Source organism: Pseudomonas sp. SED1, from assembly GCF_034044025.1.
Lineage (GTDB): Bacteria > Pseudomonadota > Gammaproteobacteria > Pseudomonadales > Pseudomonadaceae > Aquipseudomonas.
In genome coordinates this window covers 22,027-37,091 of sequence record NZ_JAXCIS010000096.1, presented here as the reverse complement: position 1 = coordinate 37,091, position 15,065 = coordinate 22,027, and the positions used below count along the sequence as shown (strand labels likewise).

Genomic DNA, 15,065 nt, shown 5'->3' with positions numbered 1-15,065 from the left:
CCGACATGCTCGATATACAGCCGCACCCCGACAAATTTGCACAGTTATTTCTGAACCAGAACACTAGAATAGGCACCTAACCTTTTTTAGAGTCCGAGCCCTATATGCCCGACCCGGTTGATGCCCTCGAGGTGTCAGACTTACCGCTGGACGAACTCGTGGCATGCCATGAGTGCGACTTGTTGATGCGCAAGCCGGAGCTTGCCCGCGGTGAAAAGGCCCAATGCCCACGCTGCGGCTACGAGCTGTACGCTCACCGCCACAACGTCGTTGAACGAAGCCTGGCGTTAGTGATTGCCGCGCTGCTGTTGTACGTCCCCGCGAACTTTTTACCCATCATGCAGCTCAATCTACTCGGGCAGTCCTCGCAGGACACCGTATGGACCGGCGTGGTTGGTCTGTTCGACACCGGTATGCAAGGCGTCGCCGTGGTGGTGTTCCTCTGCAGCATGGGCATTCCGTTGCTCAAGCTCCTGTGCCAACTGGCGGTATTGCTGAGCATCCGCTGGAACATCGGCCGCAGCTACGGCCTACTGTTTTATCGCATCTACCACCATCTGAAAGACTGGGGGATGCTCGAGGTTTACCTGATGGGCGTGCTGGTGGCGATCGTAAAACTGGCCGACATGGCCACCATCACTGTTGGGCTGGGCCTGGCCTGCTTCGTAAGTCTGTTAATGGTCCAGATACTGCTGGAGGTGGTCATGTCACCTCACCAGATCTGGGAAGCGCTGTCAGGAGAGGATGCTCATGCGGGCGATTGATGCGGGCATTCTGATCTGTACCGAATGCCATGAACTAAACAAACAAGACCCGGACACCGATGAGCAAACCTGCACCCGTTGCGGTGCGCTGGTCCACGCCCGTCGTCCGAACAGCCTGACGCGCACCTGGGCGCTGCTGATCACGGCAGCCATCTTGTACATCCCGGCCAACCTGCTGCCGATCATGACCGTCAGCTCCCTGGGCCAAGGCGATCCGAGCACCATCATGTCCGGCGTGATCCAGTTGATGCAGCACGGTATGTTCCCGATCGCCGCTGTAGTGTTCATCGCCAGCATCCTGGTGCCCACCTTCAAGCTGGTGGGCATCGGCTTGTTACTGTTCTCGGTGCAACGTCACCAACCACTTTCCGCGCAACAACGCATTATCATGTACCGCTTTATCGAGTTCATTGGCCGCTGGTCCATGCTGGATATCTTCGTGATTGCCATCCTGGTGGCGGTCGTAAACTTTGGGCGACTTGCCAGTGTCGAGGCCAATCTCGGTGCCGTAGCGTTCGCCAGTGTGGTGATCTTGACGATGCTTGCCGCAGTAACTTTCGATCCCCGACTGATTTGGGATAACACGGAGTCGGACGACGACCATGAGTGATTTGCCTAAGGCTAAAACCCGCCCAGCTTCCAACTGGTCGGCCATTTGGGTGCTACCCCTGATTGCCCTGATTATCGGCGGCTGGCTCGGATGGCGTGCCTATAACCAACAAGGTATCGAGATTCAGGTTCGCTTTGAAAGCGGCGAAGGCATCCAGGCCAACAAGACCGAAGTGGTCTACAAAGGCATGTCCGTGGGTAAGGTGAAAACCCTCGCCCTGGATGACGAAGGTAACAATCGCGGGGTGATTGCCACCATCGAGATGAACAAGGATGTGGAGCAATACCTCAAGACCAACACCCGCTTCTGGTTGGTAAAGCCGAGCGTCAGCCTGGCCGGGATCACCGGCCTGGAAACCCTGGTATCGGGTAACTACATCGCCGCCAGCCCGGGCGATGGTGAGCCGACACGCAAGTTCAAGGCCCTGTCCGAAGAACCCCCGTTATCCGACGCCAAGCCCGGCCTGCACCTGACGATCAAAGCCGATCGCCTCGGCTCGCTGAACCGCGGCAGCCCGGTGTTCTATAAGCAGATCCAGGTCGGCCAAGTCAAAAGCTACCTGCTCTCCGAAGACCAGACCACCGTTGAAATCAAGGTCTACATCGAACCGACCTATGCCAGCCTGGTGCGCAAACACACGCGTTTCTGGAACGCCAGCGGCATCAGCATCGACGCGAACCTTTCCGGCGTAAAAGTCCGCAGTGAATCCCTGGCCAGCATCGTTGCCGGCGGTATCGCCTTCGCCACGCCAGAGAACCGCAAGGACAGCCCACCGACGGATCCAAGCCTGCCGTTCCGACTGTACGAAGATTTCGACGCCGCCGCGGCGGGCATCAAGGTCAAGATTAAACTCACCGACTTCGAAGGCCTCCAGGCGGGTCGCACACCCGTGATGTACAAAGGCATCCAGGTCGGTAGCCTGAAAACCCTGAAGATCGACCCGGACCTCTCCAGCGCCAATGCCGAGTTGACCCTCGATCCACTGGCTGAAGACTACCTCGTCCAGGACACCCAATTCTGGGTGGTCAAACCCTCCATCTCCCTGGCAGGCATCACCGGCCTGGAAGCCTTGGTCAAAGGTAACTACATAGCCATTCGTCCCGGCGACAAGGGCAGCGCCCCACAACGGGAGTACGTCGCCCGGGCCAAGGCGCCGCCACTGGACCTGCGTTCCCCCGGCCTGCACATGGTGCTGTTCACCGACAACCTCGGTTCCCTGGACGTCGGTAGCCCGATCCTCTACAAGCAGGTCAAGGTCGGTTCCGTACAGAGCTACCAGTTCTCCCGCAAGAACAAGCAACTGGTGATCGGCGTCCACATCGACAAAGAATATGAAGGCCTGGTCAACGGCTCTACCCGATTCTGGAATGCCAGCGGCGTGACCCTGACCGGCGGACTCACCGGCGGCATCCAGGTGAAGAGTGAATCCCTGGCCAGCCTGATGGCGGGCGGTATCGCCTTCGAAACCCCGGAGCCGAATGTACCGCTGAAAAAGCGCATCCCGCGTTTCCGTTTGTTCCCGGACCGCGAAGCCGCCAACCAGCACGGCACGCTGGTGACCATCAAGGTCGACCGCGCCGACGGCCTGCGTCCCGGTACGCCGGTACGCTTCAAAGGCCTCGACGTCGGCAAGATCGAAAGCGTCGACTTGAGTGCCGACATGCAATCGGTCCTGCTCAGCGCGCGCATCACTCAAGTGGCCGATCGCATCGCCCGGGCCGGCAGTCAGTTCTGGGTGGTCAAGCCTGAACTCGGGCTGATGAAAACGTCGAACCTGGAAACCCTGGTCACCGGTCAGTACATCGAAGTGCAGCCAGCGGTGAAAAACGCCGGCCCGCAAAAGAGCTTCGTTGCCCTCGACCAACCGCCGGAAGCTGTCCATCAGGAAGCGGGCTTGAGCCTGGTGCTCAGCGCTGCGCGTCGTGGTTCGCTGAAGGAAGGTGTGCCGGTGACCTATCGAGAAGTTACGGTAGGCAAGGTCACAGGCTACGAGTTGGGCCAGACCGCCGACCGCGTGCTGGTCCACATCCTGATCGAGCCCAAGTACGCGCCGCTGGTGCGCAGTGGCAGCCGGTTCTGGAACACCAGCGGTTTCGGTCTCGACTTCGGCCTGTTCAAAGGCGCGACGGTACGCACCGAATCCCTGGAGACCCTGGTCGCCGGCGGAATCGCCTTTGCCACGCCAGACGGCGAACGCATGGGTAATGCTGCTCGGCCCCAGCAAACCTTCCCGCTGTTCGACAAGTTCGAAGACGAATGGCTGACCTGGGCCCCTAAAATCCCACTCGGCAAATAGACCGAGGCGCGGCCTTCGCGAGCAAGCCCGCTCCCACATTTGACCCAGTTCCCCCCTGAAGGAACCCGATTGAATGTGGGAGCGGGCTTGCTCGCGAAGAGGCCCTCAAAAACACCAAAAAAAGGCCGCGATCCAAAAGATCGCGGCCTTTTTGCATTTCAGCGCAGTTGATTAAACCTCATCCAACTCCGGCTCATCCGCCTGCACATTCACCGTCGCCTTCACCACATCGTGACGACGAATGTACTTCCAATCCGCCTCATCAATGTAGATCCCGTTCGGCCCGCTGCCGCCTTCCAGGTCAATCGCCACCTGGGCGGACACCTGCGGCTTCACACTGGCCAGAATCGGCACGAAGCCCAGTTGCAAGCTGGTTTCCAGCAACGCCGCCTGGTTCTTCTCATCGATATCCGCCGCCTCGTCGAGGTAGTAAGGCAAGCGCACGCGCCCGGCCTGGTCGCGGTCCATCAAGTGCAGCAACAAGTACATGTTGGTCAGCGCCTTGATGGTCATGGTGGTGCCGTTGGAGGCGGCGCCATCAATGTCGGTGTGAATGATCGGCTGACCGTTGACCTTGGTGATCTCGAACGCCAATTCGAACAAGTCCTTGAGGCCCAACTGGTTATGGTTGGCCGCCACCAGGCGCGCGAGGTATTCCTTGGCTTCCTCGTTCTTGTTGTCCTGCTCGGCGCTCTGGCTCAGGTCGAATACCGACAGGGTTTCGCCTTCTTCATACTGACCGGCACTGTGGATGATCTGGTCGATATGCTTGAGGGCTTCCTTGTTCGGCGCGAGCACGATGCGGAAGCTCTGCAGGTTGGACACCTGGCGCTTGTTGATCTCGCGGTTGAACAACGCCAACTGGTGCTCAAGGCTGTCGTAGTCGCTGCGGATATTGCGCAAGGTGCGCGCGATATCGGTGACCGCCGCACGCCGTGCCTTGCCCAACGTCAGGGCTTCATCGGTACGGTGCGCGTAAGCGTTGATCAGCAGGTGCAGGCGGCGCTCCATATCGTCTTCACTGTCGAACTTGGCCACGCCCTTGAGGCGAACCTGTGCATACAGCGCGTCGATCTGGCCGTCAGCCCGCAGCAAACCCTGCCAACTGTCCTGATAGTCATTAAGCAGTGGCAGCAGGTTTTCCATGGAGTCGTCGACCGGGTCCATGAACGGCGTACCAAACGGCAAGTCCGCCGGCAGCAGCTGGCGACGACGCAACGCGTCATCCAGCGTGCGCTGCTTGGCTTCCATATCACCAATCTGGCGGCCTACCAGTTGCAGCTTGGCCGACAGTTGTTGGACGCGTTCGGTAAACGCATCGCTGGAACGCTTCAACTCGTCCTGGGCCGCTTCCATCTGCGCCAGGCTTTCCAGCTTCTCGCCTTCTTCTGCGCTCAGGGTTTGCGAGCGGCGGAAATCTTCCAGCGCCTTTTGCGCGTCCAATACCTGTTGGTACAGCGCTTCAGTCTGGGTCTTGCTCGCCGCGCGGTCAGACGCCACGGCGTGCTGGGTTTTCAGTTGCTTGAGTTCTTTTTCCAGACGCTCTTTCTGGTCACGCAATGCAGCGCGGTCAGCCAAGGCCTGCAATGCCGGCGGCTCGATATGCGAGATATCGATGGCCAACCCCGGCACTTCAAAACGCTCGCCCTTGAAGCCGTCGAGGATCTGCTCCAGGGATTTCACCCACAGGCCTTCCTCGTCCAGGGTGATGCCATGCTCACCCAGCGGCAAGCTGAACAGCGAACTGTTGAACAAGCGCATCAGACGCTCGACATCCTGTTGCGAGAATTCTTCCCGCAGCTTGGCGTAGCTGTTGTTGTCGGCGTGATCGAGTTGTTGCTTCACCGACTTCAGGCGTTTTTCCAGGTCCCGCAGACGCTCGTCCAGATCCTCGGCACTGAACTGACGCGACTGCGCCAAGGCCCCGGCCAATTCATCGTGAGCATCCTTGGCCGCCAGCAGTTGCTGCTCCAGCACCTTGACGTCATCCACCAGGGCGAAGCGATGCTTGAGCACCGACAGTTCACCGAGCCAGCGCTGAATGCCGCTGATTTCCCGCTCCAGGCGCATCAGCTCCTGAGTGCCGCCGCGCTGGTCGTTCTGCAGAGCGTCTTGCTCGTTGCGGTAATGCTCGGCCTGGATCGTCAGCTCTTCCTTGCGCGCACTGGCGTAGTCCGACCAAGTGCCCAACAACGAATCCAGCAGCGGCGACAGGCGATGCAGTTTGCCCCGCAGGATTTCCCGCTGTTTCACGCCATTGGACAGCGCTTCCACCAGCGGCCCGGCGGCTACCAATGAGTTGTAGTCCTGCTCCATGCGTCGTACATCACGGAAGGCTTCTTCACACGCCGCGATGTAATCGACACTGCCGGAACGCAGGCTGTGTTCGAAGGCATCCAGGAACAGCTGCTTCAACTTGGCCGCGGTAATTTCCCGCATGTGCAGCAAGTTGATAAACAGCGCCCGGAAGGTCTTCAGGCTCTGCTCGCTGGTGGAGCGCAGCGGAATCAGGGTCAGGTCCAGCGGGATCGACGTGTGGCCGCCCACCAGCAAACGCCGCAGTTCATCCGGCTTCAGCTCGTAGGCCTTCAGGCCTTCACGCTCAAGGTTGGTGAACAGCTCTTTCTGGCGCAGGCAGGTGTCGTTCTTCTGGTAGTGAGCCAGGTCCAGCTTGCCCGCATAGGCAAAGAACTGGTGACCGAAACCACCGCCCGGGCCGCGACCGACCACGCCGATCACGTGCGGGCCATGGGGCAGGGCCACTTCCACCAGGATGTAGCTGGTGTCGGTAGCAAAGTAGAAACGCCGGGATTGCTCCAGGGTGTACTTGCCGAAACTCATGTCCGACATGCGCGCCAGAATCGGGAACTGCAAGGCGTTGATCGACGCTGATTTACCGAGGTTGTTCGCGCCATACACCGACAAGGGCTCTTCCAGCGGGAACAAACCCAGGCTGTAACCGGCAGTGTTCAAAAGGGCGAAGCGGCGAATGCCGTAGCGTTCCTTGCTCATGCGTCGGTCTCCTGTTCTTCGGCAATGGCACGGGCCATGGCGTCTTCTTCGCTTTCTTCTGCGAAGTCACTCAAGTCCAGCGGGTCATCGGTCTTCAGCAGTTTTTCATCGCTGTCTTCGTCGATGATCACCGGGGCCGGCAATGGCAACACGCTGTGGATACTCGCGGCGAGGTCACGGTCTTGCTGCACCGAGAGACACACATCGAGGAAGCGGTGCATCGGCGGCAGGAAGCGGTAGATACCGTTCTCTTCACTGGCAAAACCGAGCTGGGTCATGCGGCGCATGATTTTTTCTTCCAGTTCCTCAACGGTTGTCACTTCAGCCTGGATAAACAGGTCGCGGTACTTTTCCAGCAACGACGGCAGCTCATCTCGGCCCAGGCTGCCACCGTCAAGCACAGCGATCGGGTCGCGGCCCTGGTCGGCCAGGTGTTCGACGATGATGAAGGTGAACAACGCCAGGCGTTGGGCGGTCTTGTTGACCTGCGCGGCGGCCACGGCGGAGTCCGGTACGAAGTAGTAGAAGCCGCGTGTGTCGCACACCAGCTCAAAGCCCAGGGCCTTGAACAGCGTGCGGTACTGGTCCTGGAAGTTCGACAGTTGGGCGTACAGCTCCGGGTCGCGCCGGCTGACGTGGTAACCCTTGAACAGCTCGCGAAAGATCGGCGCCAACTGGGACAGTTCGGATAGATCAAGTTGCATGCGAAGTCCTTACATAAGCAATGCTCGCAGAATTCTCGGCAGAGTCAGGCGTGGCCGGGAGCAGGGCGAATGAGCGCAGGCTGACCTGGTGCTCGTGAGTGTGGTAATCCCGTCGTTCCAGACGTTCGCGCTTGAAGCGTTTCTCCCGCGAGAGGCGTGAGAACCAGTACAGCAACTCGTCGGTTGCGCCGTCCGGTTCCTGCTCCAGCAGCCAGGTCATCAGGTCGGGCATCGGCAGCGCGTCTTCGCAGCGTTCGAGCATCTCCTTGACCGTGCGCGGTGCGCGAGGGGCTTCGCCCTTGTGGGACTTGTGCGCCTTGGGAAAACGCGCCGGTTTCGGCTCGAAATTGGCCAGGGCGTACACGTAGGCTTCGACCTGGCTGGCACTGCCAAGGAAGGTGCTTTGCGGCCGGGTGAACATCGGCATCGCCGCTTGCGGCACCGCGTCCAGGCCCTTGCGGCGAATCGCTGACAAGGCCAGCGCCGCGCCACGGGTCACGGCGTTGTGCCGGCGCGCTTCTTCACGCAGCGGCAGCAGCAGTTCGCGGGCGTGACGCAAGGTCAGCTGGGCGCTGGTCTGCATTTCGAGGATGCGCGCGTGGGTGCGCAGCAGCATGTCGTCGTCCACCAGGTGGCCGAGGCGCTGCTGTTCGGTAAGCATGCGCAACAGCACGTTCTCGACCTTGCGCACGCCTTGTTCGAAGGCGCCGTCGGCATTCACCAGTTGAATCATCGGTTCGACGTATTCGTCCCAGGTCGCGAGGACTTCGGCGTAGCGCTGGCGCAACGGGATCTGCCGGTCGCTGGTCTTGGCGCGGTCGGCCACGGCCGCGAGGGCTTGTTCGTCGTTGGCGAGTTTTTTCAGCACATCGCGCACGCGCATGTCCAGCAGGCGCAATTGGCGCGCCAGGTCATGGCCATCACGGATGTCGAAGGCGTCCTGGATATAACCCGCCAGGCGCTCAAGGTGGCGCAGGTAGGCTTCGATTTCCAGGCACAGGCCTAGCCGGTGCTCCTTGCGAAGATAAGCCAGGAAGTCGTGGATCTGCGCATTGAGCTCGAAACGGTTCGGGCTCTTGGCGACAGGCACCAGGATATCCAGGCGAATCCACACGTCCAGCAGGCTGGTGATGTCCTGTGGCGTGCTGTCCAGTTGTTGGGCGGCCAGTTGGGCGCGCAGTTCGCTGAGGCTCAGAGTGCCTTGGTCGAAGTGTTCGCACAGTGGCTCAAGCAGGGCCCAGTGTTCGGCGAGGGCGCGCAAGACGCGCTTGGGTTCGATCATCGGAATGGCCGGCTGGTTAGCGATTAAAAGCAGCGATTGTACTGCATCGGGGGTGGGATTTATCCACAGCCGGTCGTGAGGCACCCACTTGCACGATCAACTGCGGGCGATCTTCGTCGAAGGGCGGTAGAATCCCCGTTCTTTAGTTATCCACAAGTGGCCGACCTTTGCTTATCGAGTCCCGACGTCGCGCTTACTTGACCGCCATGCAGGTGGTCAACTGGCTGCCGCGCACTGAATTACCGTTCGCCGCACCCTCGCGGCCCGAGCTGCTGGAGGCCCCGGAACCGTTCGAGGCTTTCGAGCCTTCGGGTGAGGAGGCGGCGGCGCCCGTGCCGCTGGTCAAGCCTGTGGCTGAAACCCCGGTGGTTCGGCCAAAGGTCGAAGTCCCCCGCCCGTCGCCGGTTGCCAAGCCGGTCGTCGCCGAGGACGCGCCTGCCGTGGCCAAGGCCCCGGTCGTGCCGCCGCCGCGCTTTGCCCTGCAACTGCTGCGGGCCGGGCGTTGCCTGTTGCTGGTGGAGTTGCCGACCGGCGAGCGCTTCCAGACCCGTGACCCGGCCTATCTGCTGCTCAAGGACATGTTGCGCGCCGCCGGCCTGCCCGACAGCCCGCAAATCGTCGGCGAGCCGGTACGCTGGCCGCTGCTGGCTCGGGGCACCATGGACCAGGGGCCGGAAGCCGCGCGGGATTTTGTGCAAGGTTTCGTCTCGGCACGGCTGGAAGACGAACCCTGCGTATGCCTGTGGCTGATCGGCCTGCCCGCCGTGCGTTTTGCCGGCGAGGCCGACGCCGAGGCCTGGTACCGCGAACTGCAGGTCGAAGGTCTGGGCTCCGTCTGGGCCTTGCCGGGCCTGGAACTATTAATGGAAGAGCCACAGCGTAAGGCTGATGTCTGGCAAGCCATGCGCCGGCTGATGGCGCGCTGGAAAAGTACCGATGAGTGAAGCTTTATCCTTCCGCCCGATGACCGAGGCGGACCTCGACGCTGTACTGAAGATCGAATACGCAGCGTTCAGCCACCCCTGGACCCGCGGGATTTTTCTCGATGGGCTGGGCAAGTACCAGATCTGGCTGATGTTCGAAGGTGAGCAGCAGGTGGGCCACGGGGTGGTGCAGATCATCCTCGATGAAGCGCATTTGCTGAACATCACCGTCAAGCCGGAAAACCAGGGTCGTGGCCTGGGTTTGAGCCTGTTGGAACATCTGATGTCCCGGGCCTACGAGGCCAAGGCGCGGGAATGTTTCCTGGAAGTGCGCGACAGCAATACCGGCGCGTTCCGGCTGTATGAGCGTTACGGTTTCAACGAAATTGGCCGCCGGCGGGACTATTACCCCGCCGTCGGTGGTCGTGAAGATGCGGTCGTGATGGCCTGCACCCTGGTCGACTAAACACAGGGCCTAATGTGGGAACGGGCTTGCTCGCGAAGGCGGTGGTTCAGTCGCCAGATGTATTGACTGACACACCGTATTCGCGAGCAAGCCCGCACACACATTTAGTTCAGCAGAGTGTCAGCGGTTGCCGTCTACTGGATCGATATCGGCCAGCTCGGCCTCATCCAGGCCATTGCCGCCGCCAATCTCGTCTTCATCGACGATGCTCAGGTCCCAATCGGCCTGTCCATCTTCACCTTCTTCCCGCGCATCCCGCGCACCATCTTCGCGGATCAGCGTTTCCGGGCTCATGTCATCATCGGTTGATTCATGATCAGCGGTGGAGGCCCCAGTCATCCCGGCTTCGCGCACCCGTTCGTCGGGCATCAGATGCTCGCGTTCGCGAGGTGGAATCTCGTCGCCGATCTCCGCCGTCGGCTCTTCCTCGTCAAAATTCAGTTCGTGCATCGAACCCATGCGGTCTTCGTTATCATCAATCGGCTCGGGTTGGGTGGCGCCGAAAGGACGTCGTGAATCAGTCATGGCGATTCCTCATACTGTGGGGCTTATAGTGTGTGGACAGGCATGGCTCCCCAAGATTCAAGTAATTGCCCGCCGGCTATCTTTAATTTCCGGCGTGACCCGGATGGGCGGTCGTCTGTCAAAGCTGCGCATCATTCCTGAGGCTTTCCCTGATGAACGAACTACAAGACCTGCTTGATAACAACGAACGCTGGGCGGATGCGATCAAACAGGAAGATCCCGAATTCTTCGCCAAGCTCGCCCGCCAGCAAACCCCGGAATACCTGTGGATCGGCTGTTCCGACGCCCGCGTACCGGCCAACGAGATCGTCGGCATGCTGCCTGGCGACCTGTTTGTGCATCGCAACGTGGCTAACGTGGTGCTGCACACCGACCTCAATTGCCTGTCGGTGATCCAGTACGCGGTCGACGTGCTCAAGGTCAAACATATCCTGGTCACTGGCCACTATGGCTGTGGCGGTGTGCGCGCCTCGATGCAGGACAACCAGTTGGGCCTGATCGACGGCTGGCTGCGCACCATCCGTGACCTGTACTACGAAAACCGCGACGTGCTGGCCCAGTTGCCTACGGAAGAGGAACGCGTAGACCGCCTGTGCGAGCTGAACGTGATCCAGCAAGTGGCCAACGTCGGGCACACCAGCATTGTGCAAAACGCCTGGCACCGCGGGCAGAGCCTGTCGGTTCACGGCTGTATCTACGGGATCAAGGACGGTCGCTGGAAAAGCCTGAACACCACCATCAGTGGTTTCGAGCAGTTACCGCCGCAATACCGCCTGCGCCCGCTGGGTGCGGTTTAAGGGCTTTTGCGTTTGCGCCACTGCTCCATGAACTGTTGACCCTCGGTGTTCAGCGGCTCGTTCATGCCGGTGATCCATCCCCGGCAGTTGAGTTCGCCACATTGGCAGCGAAACTGTCGGAACAACACTTCCTCGGTGTGGGCGTAATCCATGGTCAGCAGGGCGCCTGCGGGCACTGGCTGAACGGACCACAGTTCCAGGTACGTCATGTCGAGAAACACGTTCGGGTTGCACGAGTGCGACAGCAGACCGCTGAACCACGGGTCGTACAAGTGGATTCGCGAGGATATCTGCACCGTATGCAGGCGCCGCTCACTCAGGGCATAGCCGGACACCTTGGCGATGCACAGACGGCTGTCAAAGGCGACGCGGGTCTTGATGCCATCGCCTGAGCCGTCCCGGGCACGCACCACTTCGTAGTCGCGGGCGCGGGGGTAGGCGTGTTCGGCGAGCACGGACGCAAACGGGTAAAGACAGTCACTCACAACGGTTTTAGCCTGATCCATGGCTTGAGTTTTCATGACTCTCCAAGAGGGGCTGCATCGACCTGCCGAGGGTGTCTGGACTGCCAGTCTTGCAGCGGATGGGCACGGCTCAAGCCTCGCCTAAGCGGGAGCCGATTTCTACTGTCAAATCTGACAGTAGAAATCGGCTATTTTTTCTGTACGAAAACGCCCTCCTTGCAGCTTGTGTCAAAGCGCCGGTGCATCAACCGACGATGCTGGCACTGTGCCCTTCAATTGCCTTAGCTGAGTTTTGATCGCCGGTTGGGCGCACTTGGCGTTCGCTTGTTCGGGCGTCAGTTCGCGGATCGATGTGTAGAACAGTTCGCAGGTCTGCTCCTTGCGTGTTACCTGCCAGGTGTTCATGCAGCCCTTGAGCTGCACATTCGGATCGCTGGCGGGTTTCTGGCCCATGGAGGCCTGCCAGCAGGCGGCGCTCAAATCCTGGCCCATCACCTTCAAACCGGCCTCATCGGCCTTTTGCTCGTCACCGTCATAAGTGTCGGGGTTGGCGGCGTACCAGATGTAGCTCGGGTGATTGGCCCCCAGCACGGCGACCTTGCTGCCATCGACCGGACTGATCTGCGCCAGGCCCAACACACCTACGGTTTGCCCGTATTGCTGCTTGATCCAGCTGCGCACTGGCGCCCCGAAGGCCACCATCGGCAGTGCGCCGCCCGCGTGCAGGCTCAGCTCCTTGACCATGCGCGTCTGGTAGTCGGAGAAGTAACCGTACACGCCTTCCAGGTCCTTGCCCGCGGTGGCGGGGGCGGCGATCGGGGCGATATCGATGATGGTCTGGTATTCCGGCGTCTGGGTTGCCGGGATGCCGTTGGCCGTGAGCAGGGTCGCCCAGCGGTCGGTGGTGGCCGACTCCAGGTAGTCCTGGAAGTGGGTCAGTGAGTAATCCGGCGGGAAGTGCAGCAGTTCGATGCTCTTGCGGTTTTCCAGGGCCATGCCCAGCGGCAGGAACAGGTACCAGTTGAACTGCCACTTGCCATCGCCATTGAGTTTGCTGGCGCCCTGGTAAGCCAGGTCGGCGGTGTCGAGCAAGGTGGTCAGCGGCTGGCCATAACCGTCCGGTACGCCGCTGAAGGTGGCAAGCACCTGGTCATGCTCGGTTTTTACGCTGACTTTGCCTCGGCTGTAACCGTCTCGTTGCAGGCTTTGGTTCAGGTAGTGCTCGACGGTCTGCTCCAGCGTCCAGGGACGAAAGCAGATGACGTTGCAATTGTTCGGGTACGCGAACAGCTGGGTGACCCGTTGCGGGGTACCCAGCGGTACGGTGACGTCAGCGTGTACGACCGCACTCAAGGTCAGTGCGGCCAGGGTGAAGGACAACCTGGTGAGTTTAAACATGGATGGTTCCCTGTCAGCGAAAGCCCGTCTGCGCGGGGTGAATGCCCACCCTCACACAGTAGCGGTTGACCGGGAAAAGCGCGTAGAAAAACTGCGCGCTTGTCGCTTTTGAGCAAGAGCGTCTACACCTTGAAGTGCAGCGCGTTGGTCAGGTCACCCATAGGTTTCTGGCCACGTGCGACCATCGATTCGTCCCGCAGCTTGATGCCATCGAGTTTCTCCAGCTGGAACACCCGGGTGATCAGGCGCAGGATCGACGCCGTGTCATACACCGTATGGTCCACCGTGCGCTTGCGTGCGAACGGTGAAATCACCAGCGCCGGAATGCGCGTGCCCGGGCCCCAGCGGTCGCCTTTTGGCGGTGCCACGTGGTCCCACCAGCCGCCGTTCTCGTCGACGGTGATGATCACCACCATGTTTTTCCACTGCGGGCTTTCCTGCAGCATCTTCAACGTACGGGTGATATGCCGGTCGCCCGAAGCCACATCGGCGTAACCGGCGTGCATGTTCAGGTTGCCCTGGGGTTTGTAGAAACTCACCGCCGGCAGCGTGCCGGCCTGGGCGTCGGCCATGAAGTGGTTGGTGCTCGGGTCGTCGCCCAGGCCACCATCGCGCAGGCGTTTCTTGCGCTCTACCGGGTTTTCCGGACCTTGCTGCTTGAAGTAGTTGAACGGCTGGTGGTGGTACTGAAAGCTCGGGATCTTCGGAATCGCTACCGAATCTTTGTGCTCATCAATCGTCGCCTGCCACGCGCCGCCGTACCAAGCCCAGTCGACGTTCTTCTTCGACAGCTTGTCGCCGATGTGCTCGTGGGATTGTGGCACCAGTACGCTGGGCAGGTCCGGCTTGGCGTAGTCCGGGCGTTCCGGGTCGCGGATCCAGGTGGGCCAGTAGGGCGGCGCCATGGTGTTCACCGCATAGCCATCCGGGGTCAATGCGCTCGGACCGAATTGCGGCGGGCCGGTCATCGCGCTGGCCGGGGATTTGTCCAGCGGCTTGAGGCGTGTGTCGGTCGGGTCATCGCTTTGCAGCGTAGCGATCTGCGACTTGGCCACCGAGTTGGCGGCGTCCGGGTAAAACGGCACCTGGGCGCTGATCAAGTACTGGTGGTTGAGGTACGACCCGCCAAAGGCGCCCTGGAAGAAGTTGTCGCACAGCACAAATTCCCTGGCCACATCCCACAGGCGCAGGGAATAGCGGGTTTGCGGGTAATGGCCGAAGGTCAGCGCGCCCGAGTCGGCCCAGGCGACGAAACGGTCGTTCTTGCCGCCGTTGATCTGCATCTGGTTTTGATAGAACACGTGCCACAGGTCGCGGGTGACCAGGGCCAGCGGCAGGTCTTCACCGTCCGGGCCTTTCAACGCGAAAGGCGCGTTGGGCAGGTGTTGCTGATATTGGGAGGCGCTGGGGTAGATCACCCCGTCGATGGTCTGCGGGCCCAACTGGGTCACGCCGCCCCACACTTCAGGCAAGGTGTCCAGCAGGCTGCCGTCACGGTCGTGTTGCTGGTAGTCGGCGGGCTTGAGCGCGGAGAGCGGGCTCTCCACGCCGGGGAAGTCGGCAAAAAGATTGTTGAAGCTGCGGTTCTCGCCGTAGATCACCACTACGTTTTTCACGTTGTCGTGCAGGGCCTTGTCCAGTTCTGCAGGAGTCAGTTCGCGGTCGACCGGCGGGCCCGGCTGCTCAGCTGTGCCGCCGCAGGCGCTCAGGGTGGCTCCGACCCCCAGTACCGCCGCACCACCCAGAAAACGCCGACGGCTAGTGTCTATTGGCGGCTTTTCAGCATTATCGGAAGAAGGGCGATCTTGGTGCTCGTCACTCATT

General features: G+C 60.7%; 13 protein-coding genes. 6 read left to right on the top strand and 7 right to left on the bottom strand.

Annotation, left to right across the window (positions count from 1 at the left end; genetic code table 11):
- Positions 1-104: 104 nt before the first annotated feature.
- The 3 genes from SNL23_RS12980 to SNL23_RS12970 are packed head-to-tail and all read left to right on the top strand — an operon-like array spanning position 105 to position 3,670.
- A complete protein-coding gene (locus SNL23_RS12980; protein ID WP_063033189.1) occupies positions 105-764 on the top strand; it encodes a paraquat-inducible protein A in 660 nt (219 codons plus the stop codon).
- Positions 751-1,374, top strand: a complete 624-nt coding sequence (locus SNL23_RS12975) for a paraquat-inducible protein A (RefSeq protein ID WP_003214366.1) — start codon at positions 751-753, stop codon at positions 1,372-1,374. The genes SNL23_RS12980 and SNL23_RS12975 overlap by 14 nt, the downstream gene beginning before the upstream one ends.
- Positions 1,367-3,670, top strand: a complete 2,304-nt coding sequence (locus tag SNL23_RS12970) for a PqiB family protein (RefSeq protein WP_076014908.1) — start codon at positions 1,367-1,369, stop codon at positions 3,668-3,670. Before SNL23_RS12975 ends, SNL23_RS12970 begins: the two co-directional genes overlap by 8 nt.
- 171 nt (positions 3,671-3,841) lie before the next feature.
- Here the strand turns inward: SNL23_RS12970 and mksF are convergent, their stop codons facing one another.
- The 3 genes from mksF to mksB are packed head-to-tail and all read right to left on the bottom strand — an operon-like array spanning position 3,842 to position 8,668.
- Positions 3,842-6,682, bottom strand: a complete 2,841-nt coding sequence (gene mksF / locus SNL23_RS12965; protein ID WP_318302417.1) for an Mks condensin complex protein MksF — start codon at positions 6,680-6,682, stop codon at positions 3,842-3,844.
- On the bottom strand, positions 6,679-7,386 hold the full coding sequence (gene mksE / locus SNL23_RS12960) for an Mks condensin complex protein MksE (RefSeq protein ID WP_076014910.1): 708 nt from the start codon (positions 7,384-7,386) through the stop codon (positions 6,679-6,681). Before mksE ends, mksF begins: the two co-directional genes overlap by 4 nt.
- A complete protein-coding gene (mksB, locus tag SNL23_RS12955) occupies positions 7,376-8,668 on the bottom strand; it encodes an Mks condensin complex protein MksB (protein ID WP_063033185.1) in 1,293 nt (430 codons plus the stop codon). Before mksB ends, mksE begins: the two co-directional genes overlap by 11 nt.
- 206 nt (positions 8,669-8,874) lie before the next feature.
- Here mksB and SNL23_RS12950 point away from each other — a divergent pair, with 206 nt between their 5' ends.
- Both SNL23_RS12950 and rimI read left to right on the top strand, forming a co-directional pair.
- A complete protein-coding gene (locus tag SNL23_RS12950) occupies positions 8,875-9,612 on the top strand; it encodes an energy transducer TonB (protein WP_076014911.1) in 738 nt (245 codons plus the stop codon).
- Positions 9,605-10,057 carry a ribosomal protein S18-alanine N-acetyltransferase gene (gene rimI, locus SNL23_RS12945; RefSeq protein WP_003214382.1) on the top strand — a complete coding sequence of 151 codons (453 nt, stop codon included), beginning with the start codon at positions 9,605-9,607 and terminating at the stop codon, positions 10,055-10,057. The genes SNL23_RS12950 and rimI overlap by 8 nt, the downstream gene beginning before the upstream one ends.
- Before the next feature lie 120 nt (positions 10,058-10,177).
- Here rimI and SNL23_RS12940 read toward each other — a convergent pair whose 3' ends face one another.
- Positions 10,178-10,582, bottom strand: a complete 405-nt coding sequence (locus tag SNL23_RS12940) for a serine kinase/phosphatase (RefSeq protein ID WP_318302416.1) — start codon at positions 10,580-10,582, stop codon at positions 10,178-10,180.
- 152 nt (positions 10,583-10,734) lie between these two features.
- Here SNL23_RS12940 and can point away from each other — a divergent pair, with 152 nt between their 5' ends.
- Positions 10,735-11,379 carry a carbonate dehydratase gene (can, locus tag SNL23_RS12935; protein WP_003214385.1) on the top strand — a complete coding sequence of 215 codons (645 nt, stop codon included), beginning with the start codon at positions 10,735-10,737 and terminating at the stop codon, positions 11,377-11,379.
- Here the strand turns inward: can and SNL23_RS12930 are convergent.
- From SNL23_RS12930 to acpA, 3 genes are all read right to left on the bottom strand, one after another.
- Entirely contained in the window at positions 11,376-11,900 is a 525-nt protein-coding gene (locus SNL23_RS12930; protein WP_076014913.1) for an SET domain-containing protein-lysine N-methyltransferase, read from the bottom strand. The two genes, can and SNL23_RS12930, sit on opposite strands and share 4 nt — an antisense overlap.
- A 171-nt stretch (positions 11,901-12,071) precedes the next feature.
- A complete protein-coding gene (locus SNL23_RS12925) occupies positions 12,072-13,241 on the bottom strand; it encodes a hypothetical protein (protein ID WP_318302415.1) in 1,170 nt (389 codons plus the stop codon).
- Between the two features lie 122 nt (positions 13,242-13,363).
- Positions 13,364-15,064, bottom strand: a complete 1,701-nt coding sequence (gene acpA, locus SNL23_RS12920; protein WP_076014915.1) for an acid phosphatase — start codon at positions 15,062-15,064, stop codon at positions 13,364-13,366.
- Position 15,065 lies beyond the last annotated feature (1 nt).

Bases quoted from the DNA above. Each gene is read 5' to 3' on its own strand.
- mksE (WP_076014910.1), bottom strand. From the start codon at position 7,386: ATGCAACTTGATCTATCCGAACTGTCCCAGTTGGCGCCGATCTTTCGC.
- SNL23_RS12930 (WP_076014913.1), bottom strand. From the start codon at position 11,900: ATGAAAACTCAAGCCATGGATCAGGCTAAAACCGTTGTGAGTGACTGT.
- mksF (WP_318302417.1), bottom strand. From the start codon at position 6,682: ATGAGCAAGGAACGCTACGGCATTCGCCGCTTCGCCCTTTTGAACACT.
- SNL23_RS12970 (WP_076014908.1), top strand. From the start codon at position 1,367: ATGAGTGATTTGCCTAAGGCTAAAACCCGCCCAGCTTCCAACTGGTCG.
- SNL23_RS12925 (WP_318302415.1), bottom strand. From the start codon at position 13,241: ATGTTTAAACTCACCAGGTTGTCCTTCACCCTGGCCGCACTGACCTTG.
- SNL23_RS12950 (WP_076014911.1), top strand. From the start codon at position 8,875: ATGCAGGTGGTCAACTGGCTGCCGCGCACTGAATTACCGTTCGCCGCA.
- rimI (WP_003214382.1), top strand. From the start codon at position 9,605: ATGAGTGAAGCTTTATCCTTCCGCCCGATGACCGAGGCGGACCTCGAC.
- SNL23_RS12940 (WP_318302416.1), bottom strand. From the start codon at position 10,582: ATGACTGATTCACGACGTCCTTTCGGCGCCACCCAACCCGAGCCGATT.
- can (WP_003214385.1), top strand. From the start codon at position 10,735: ATGAACGAACTACAAGACCTGCTTGATAACAACGAACGCTGGGCGGAT.
- acpA (WP_076014915.1), bottom strand. From the start codon at position 15,064: ATGAGTGACGAGCACCAAGATCGCCCTTCTTCCGATAATGCTGAAAAG.
- mksB (WP_063033185.1), bottom strand. From the start codon at position 8,668: ATGATCGAACCCAAGCGCGTCTTGCGCGCCCTCGCCGAACACTGGGCC.
- SNL23_RS12975 (WP_003214366.1), top strand. From the start codon at position 751: ATGCGGGCGATTGATGCGGGCATTCTGATCTGTACCGAATGCCATGAA.
- SNL23_RS12980 (WP_063033189.1), top strand. From the start codon at position 105: ATGCCCGACCCGGTTGATGCCCTCGAGGTGTCAGACTTACCGCTGGAC.